The sequence below is a fragment of the Streptococcus sp. 79 genome (assembly GCF_013277425.1).
Taxonomy (GTDB): Bacteria; Bacillota; Bacilli; order Lactobacillales; family Streptococcaceae; genus Streptococcus; species Streptococcus pseudopneumoniae.
In genome coordinates this window covers 1-6376 of record NZ_VMMW01000038.1, presented here as the reverse complement: position 1 = coordinate 6376, position 6376 = coordinate 1, and the positions used below count along the sequence as shown (strand labels likewise).

Genomic DNA, 6376 nt, shown 5'->3' with positions numbered 1-6376 from the left:
TTCATATATTTTATTTCTAAATTCTATCAACGAATACAGTTTATTATTTGTCACAAATATCTTCCTTTCCCAGCTAACTAGTCGCTAATACTCTTCGAAAATCTCTTCAAGCCACGTCAGCTTCACCTTGCCGTAGATATATGTAACTGACTTCGTCAGTCTTATCTACAACCTCAAAGCAGTGCTTTGAGCAACCTGCGGCTAGCTTCCTAGTTTGCTCTTTGATTTTCATTAAGTATAAAATTCTAACAAACTCAATACTTTAGTAGTCTGATATGCCAATCTCATGAGGTCTTTTTATCATTTTCCATCATATCCTGACGCAAATGTCTACTGATGTCTCTCATCAGTTTCATTTCTAGTAAATGAAAATCAAACTCGGAAGCTCACCGCAGGCTGCTCAAAACACAGCAAGGCAAAGCTGAACTGATTTAAAAAGATTTTCGAAGAGTGTCATCATCAATTTCAGACCATTTTTTATAATAACCATTTTATTTTTATCTGTCAAGGTCTTTGAATTCTTTCTTAAACAAGCCTTGTAATCTCTACTTTTGAAGAATTTATTTTTCCTTACTGGCAATACTTGAGACGATACAGCTCCCTGATAATAAGCTGACCAAGATTAGTCACAAGCAACTCTCCTTTCTCAATTACACTAAATTGCTTTCCTTCCTCTGGGAAAAGTCCTCCACTCTACTTATTCACTTAGAAAAAACGCATAATATCAAGTGCTGAAAAAACTGATACTATGCATTTATTGTGGGGATATTTACTTCATTTTCTATTAAAAATTGATTTTTCTCAGTATTCTAGCTTATATAATGTTTAAAATTCAAATTCCGCAAGCACATCTCGCCCACTGGTGACCAATTTTGCCCCTTCTTGAATCAAATGATGGCAACCATCTGATAGCCCATCTAAAATGCTACCAGGAATAGCAAAGACATCGCGTCCTTCTTCCATTGCTCGCTCACAGGTAATGAGACTCCCCGAGCGCATCTTAGCCTCTGCTACAATCACGCCACGGCAAAGTCCAGCAATGATGCGATTACGGGCAGGAAAATGAAATTTCAGAGGTTGTTCGCCAGGTCCATATTCACTGAGAACCAGATGATCATTGCCGATGTAGTCTTGCAAACGTTTATTGGCTTTAGGATAAAACACATCCAGTCCTGTTCCAATCACTGCAATGGTTTTTCCGCCATTTTGAAGAGCTGCCATATGAGCTGCTGTGTCAATGCCCTTGGCTAATCCACTGACGATAACCAGTTCATTTTCCAAGCCTTGAATGACTTTTTCAACTGACTTAGCTCCCTGTTTGCTACAAGCACGACTGCCCACGACCGCTACCTTCGGGAATTTCAGGAGGTCAAGATTTCCCTTGTAAAATAAAAGTACAGGCGCATCATATATTTCACTCAAATCCCAAGGATAACAGTCATCTAAAATAGAGAAAGATGGAAATTTTTGAAACTCTTTCGACAAATGCGCATCGTCTATCTGAAAATAACGTTCCATAAAAACGGCTGGATTACGGCAACCTGATATATCTGCAATATCACCCAACAAAAGCTCCTGATCAACATTTTCACCGTATTCTAGCACTTTCAAAATCTGTTGATTGGTCAAACCTGATTTTTTTAACTTATAGATTTCATAGTTTGTGATTTTCATAAATAACTCCATTTCTTTTTCTACTCATCTATCTATTCGTAAAAGTTCGTAAAAAATCAAAAAAACATCCGACTATTTTGTCAGATGTTGGAATCTTTAATTTTCGTTTTTAAGAATTTCTTCTAATTTATGGTAGTCTTGGACACTATCGATTTCATAGATACTATTGCCTTCTAATTCTTCGACATAGACATCTAGCTCTTTGATATTATCCTTAACCATATTGTCCCAGTAGAGATCAACAAATTCGCCACTTGCATAAGCCTTATCGATAAAGCTGACAATCTTTTCTGCAGTTGGAGCATCCCAGAAGGATACACCACTAAGGATGCGACCTGCCTTGCTATCAACAATAATGTCTTGAACCTTGTAGTCATCTCCATAGACCAAGAACCATTCGTTGGTACAATCTTCACGATAAACACTAAAATAAGTCGAACGAGTCAAATCATTGCGGAACATATTTTTAAAGAGATAGTTATCGGCATCAATAACATAGCTGTTGGCCAATTCTTCTTTTACAAGATAGAGAGAGTAAAAGTTATTGTAGTCAGCGTATTTATCATTGAAAACGAGACGAACACCGTATTTCTCTTTCAAGTAATCGAATTGTTCTTTAAGATAACCGACAATGATGATGATGTCATTGATTCCTTTTTCTTTGAGAAACTCAATTTGGTATTCAATCAAGGGTTTTTGATTAACCTGAACCAAGGCTTTAGGGGTATTTTCAGTCATAGGACGCAAGCGAGTTCCCAATCCCGCTGCTAAGATGATGGCTTTCACACGAATCTCCTTTATTCTTTAATAATAATATAAACTCCAGCAATAACGACAAGTGACGTCATAATGGTCAGCATATCTAGCGGTGCACCCAAAAAAACAACTGCAAACAAGACCGTCCAAACTACATAGCTCACATTCAAGCCTGTAGCCTTGGCTGGTTGCAAGCGATTGATAGCGATATAATAAGCCAAGTAGGAAATCATATCAAAGGCTGCAAAGACAATCATGAGACCTAGTAATTGTCCATTGGCCACTTCTGCAAATGACTGATGAGAGAAGAGCACAATCACAAGATAGGACAAGAATGAAGTTACTTGACGGATTAAGAGGGCCTCAATTTCACTCAATTCACTTTCCATGGCAAAGGAGCTAAGGACACTCTCACTCCCCCATGCAATAGCACAAACTAAAGCACAGAGAATACCAATGTAGAAGGAATTAACCTGTTCAACCTTATAGGTCTGAGCAATTATCCCTCCAATAATCAAGACAATCCCAAATACAGTATTTTTTGAAATCTTGTGCTTCAAAAAGAAGAAAGCCAATAAAACTGAAATCGCAGGGTAAATAGCCGACACAGATGAAGCTAAGGAACTTCCGATATACTTAACCGCATAAAGATTGGCCTGCATACCGATAGGGCCTGCTAGCAAGGCTCCGATGATGACACTCACATTGCGAATATTTAAGAAAATTGAGAGGCGAACTTTTCCTTCTTTTACCAAGAGAAAAGCTAGTAAGATAAAGATACTCAAGAAATCGTGAGCAGCGGCCACCACAAAGGGCGACAAATCTGTAAAAATCGAAAAGATGTAAGCACTAATTGTTAGACCTAAACCCCAGAAAATACCTGAGAGTAGACCAAAAGGAACTCCGTTTTTACTTTTCATCTGAACCTCCATAAGAAGTCAAACCTTTAACAGCTCTTTGATAACGATTCACACCATAGTCACCAAAATCTGCACCTTGCTCTTCCTTATAGACAGTCCATAGACTCCAAATAGTGTCTTGTAAAATTTTATAAATGGCAATCTTTTCACGAGAAACCGGTGTTTGGTCACTCTCATAGTGAGACAAGAAGGCTTCTTCCTCCTGGGTAGTGAATTCAGACTCTAAAAAGAGGGCAGCCAGATCCCACATTGGATCATTCATTGATGAATATTCCCAGTCAATCAGATAAAGTCGTCCTTGTGGTGATTCGATAAAGTTTTCAGGCACCAAATCGATATGACAAGATTTTCTGTCAACACCTAAGTCAGCCAGTCTTTTCTCTAAAGAAAAGACTTCTTCTCGAACAGCTTCATAGTTGGCATAAGGGATTTTCTCTTCAATCAAGGATTCGTATTTTTTGATTTCCTCAAAAGGAGCAAATTCTCCTCTTAATTCCTTACCAGAAGCATGAATGGTTTGTAATATTGGAGCAATTTTATCAAATTTGGTCTTGATTGACCTTGAATCAAGTGTAATCGCAGATTCGATATACTCATTTACTTTGATACCAGCTTCAATATCAAAAAGATAATTTTTTACATCTAAGTCTAAATCCTTTAGTAGTTCAAGATTGTACTTTTCATCTTGTCGATTGATAAGCTTTTCTGTCCCTTTACCAAAGAATTTAACAATGTATTGCTTATTTGTTGTTTTGACCAAATAGTTTTGATTGGTCATTCCCCCCAGTTGTTCAACACTGAGGACTTCCTCTTCTTGACTAAGTAGGGAAGAAATTTTCTCTTTAATGATTTTCTCCACAATTAACCTCCAGCACTTATACTTCCCACTTAAACACGGTTTTAAAGGCTGTGTTTAAGTCGGTCGCAAAGACACGGTGAATATCTTTAATTTCTCTTACAGGTTCTTCTAGATAAAGGATATTTTTAAGACGATTGGCAAATTTCTTAACTTCCATCATTTGGATTGCATTTTCAAAATCGATGCGACCAGAACGAGAGGACCCAACCAAGAGCAAGCCCTTTTCTAAGGCATCGCGAGTATTGAGATTGACTTTATATTCGCTAACTCCCATCATGAGAATCGTTCCTTGAGGACGAATGTAGCGAATCAGGTCATTTATAGCCGGTCCAGTACCATTACCACCACAACACTCAAAAGCATGGTCAAAGGCCAAATCTTCAGGAATATTATCCGTAATATAGCATTCTTTGGCAAAAGAGAAAAGTTCCAACTTTTCCCAATGACGACCAATAACCACAATCTCTGCTTCTGGCAAAGTATAGTTGATAATATTGGCAACCACAAATGCTAAACTTCCATCTCCGATAACGGCGATTCGGTCCCGCTTGCTATGAGCAAGGGTCAATAGACGATTCATGGCATGCATGCCAACACTGACAAACTCTGTAATGGCTGCAACCGTATCTTCGATAGCATCATAAGCCACCACACGATCTTTAGGGAGAGAAACAAACTCTCTCATAAAGCCATCAAAACCACTAGACAAGAAATGGGTCCCTGTCATGTAGTTCTCATAGAATTCTTCATCGCTCTGCATAGAAGGCTGATTGGGAATCATGACAACTTTTTGCCCAACCTCATAGGTTCCCGTCGGGTCAGAAATGATGGTTCCACATGACTCGTGAATCATTGCCATTGGAAGCTTTTTATTCAAAATCTTGGGGTCACGTTTTCCCTGGTAGTAACGCTGATCCGCATGACAGACAGCCATATAGTTAGGGCGGATGAGGATATGATTCTCTTGGTCAATAGCCTCTTCCTGATATTTGACATTGATAAACTTAGGCTTAGTTAGTTGATAAATTTGATTAATCATTTTACTAGTCTTTCTCAATCATACTTTTTGCAATCTTCAAATCTGTTACTGTTGTGATTTTTAGGTTTGAGTATTCGCCCTTAGCCAAGGCCACATCTTTTCCTTTGATCACAAAGATTTTACATGCATCTGTCAAGATTTCCTTCTCTTCAGCAGAGAGAGAACCGTAAAGGTCCATGAAGTCCTTGCAACGGAATGTTTGAGGTGTTTGTCCTTGATAAAGGTGAGCACGATTTGGAATATCTGTAATGAATTGACCATTGGTACTTTCAACGATAGTATCAACCGCTTCTACCACTGTGTCCACTGCGTCATGATTTTGGGCAAGTTGGATATTGTCCTGAATCATGCGAAGTGTAATAAATGGACGAACAGAATCGTGGGTAACAACAATGTCCTCTGGAGTAAGCGGACGATAAGCATCAATAGCTTCAATGATTTTCTCAATACTCGTATTACGGTCAGCACCACCCTTTGTAATGATGATACGATCCTTATGAAGAGGAAGATATTTATCTACAAGATCTTCTGCATGAGAAACCCAGTCTCCATGAACCCCAACTACAATTTTTTCAATACTTGGTTCCAAGACAAATTTTTCAATTGTATGAATCAAAATAGGTCGATCACCTAGCTCTAAAAATTGTTTTGGCAAGTTACTGATTCCCATGCGTGTGCCAGTTCCACCAGCAAGAATTCCTGCATAAATCATCTATTTTCTCCTTTGTCTTACTAAAAAAACTTATTCTCTCTATTATACCACAATCTAGTCCTATCATGAAAGAAATACCGGCCCTCCCGTTCTAGAATAGAAGGATTAAGGAGTTCTATTATTCAAAGAAACTAGTCCATTTCTAGTAATGACCAGGAATTCTGTAGTCATTGCTAATAAATGGCTGTGAAATTTTAGAGTTCTTCAGAATAATATAGTTTTCTTAAAGAAAACTTAAAAGTAAGCTTTGAAACTTCAAAGTGATTACTTGACTTATACTCAATGAAAGTCATAACCACCCGTGAAAACGGGTGGCTTGTACACCGGCTATAAGCCGTTTCTCTCCAGCGGCGTCTAAAGACGCTCGCTGAACTTCGTTCAGGTCGTGCTATATTACTTGACTAATGCCCGTCACA

At 38.3% G+C, this 6376-nt stretch carries 7 protein-coding genes; all 7 read right to left on the bottom strand.

All coding sequences use genetic code 11. The annotated features are described in order from the left end of the window. Positions 1 to 106: 106 nt before the first annotated feature. Complete coding sequence (locus HT729_RS12420) at positions 107 to 232, bottom strand: hypothetical protein (protein ID WP_031233629.1); 126 nt, start codon at positions 230 to 232, stop codon at positions 107 to 109. Between the two features lie 593 nt (positions 233 to 825). Next, positions 826 to 1674, bottom strand: a complete 849-nt coding sequence (gene dprA / locus HT729_RS06870) for a DNA-processing protein DprA (protein WP_000705307.1) — start codon at positions 1672 to 1674, stop codon at positions 826 to 828. Between the two features lie 96 nt (positions 1675 to 1770). Further along, a complete protein-coding gene (locus tag HT729_RS06865; RefSeq protein ID WP_000643965.1) occupies positions 1771 to 2460 on the bottom strand; it encodes a sugar phosphate nucleotidyltransferase in 690 nt (229 codons plus the stop codon). 11 nt (positions 2461 to 2471) lie between these two features. After that, complete coding sequence (locus HT729_RS06860; RefSeq protein WP_000837608.1) at positions 2472 to 3350, bottom strand: DMT family transporter; 879 nt, start codon at positions 3348 to 3350, stop codon at positions 2472 to 2474. Continuing rightward, positions 3340 to 4209 carry a choline kinase LicA gene (licA, locus tag HT729_RS06855; RefSeq protein WP_000411222.1) on the bottom strand — a complete coding sequence of 290 codons (870 nt, stop codon included), beginning with the start codon at positions 4207 to 4209 and terminating at the stop codon, positions 3340 to 3342. The genes HT729_RS06860 and licA overlap by 11 nt, the downstream gene beginning before the upstream one ends. Before the next feature lie 16 nt (positions 4210 to 4225). Beyond that, a complete protein-coding gene (locus HT729_RS06850) occupies positions 4226 to 5248 on the bottom strand; it encodes a ribitol-5-phosphate dehydrogenase (RefSeq protein ID WP_000609870.1) in 1023 nt (340 codons plus the stop codon). A 4-nt stretch (positions 5249 to 5252) separates the two neighbouring features. Continuing rightward, positions 5253 to 5960 (bottom strand): 2-C-methyl-D-erythritol 4-phosphate cytidylyltransferase, encoded by a 708-nt coding sequence (locus HT729_RS06845; protein ID WP_000638489.1) that lies wholly within the window; start codon positions 5958 to 5960, stop codon positions 5253 to 5255. Positions 5961 to 6376 lie beyond the last annotated feature (416 nt).

Coding starts and splice junctions, on each gene's coding strand:
- HT729_RS06860 (WP_000837608.1), bottom strand. CDS start 3,350: ATGAAAAGTAAAAACGGAGTTCCTTTTGGTCTACTCTCAGGTATTTTC.
- HT729_RS06850 (WP_000609870.1), bottom strand. CDS start 5,248: ATGATTAATCAAATTTATCAACTAACTAAGCCTAAGTTTATCAATGTC.
- dprA (WP_000705307.1), bottom strand. CDS start 1,674: ATGAAAATCACAAACTATGAAATCTATAAGTTAAAAAAATCAGGTTTG.
- HT729_RS12420 (WP_031233629.1), bottom strand. CDS start 232: ATGAAAATCAAAGAGCAAACTAGGAAGCTAGCCGCAGGTTGCTCAAAG.
- HT729_RS06845 (WP_000638489.1), bottom strand. CDS start 5,960: ATGATTTATGCAGGAATTCTTGCTGGTGGAACTGGCACACGCATGGGA.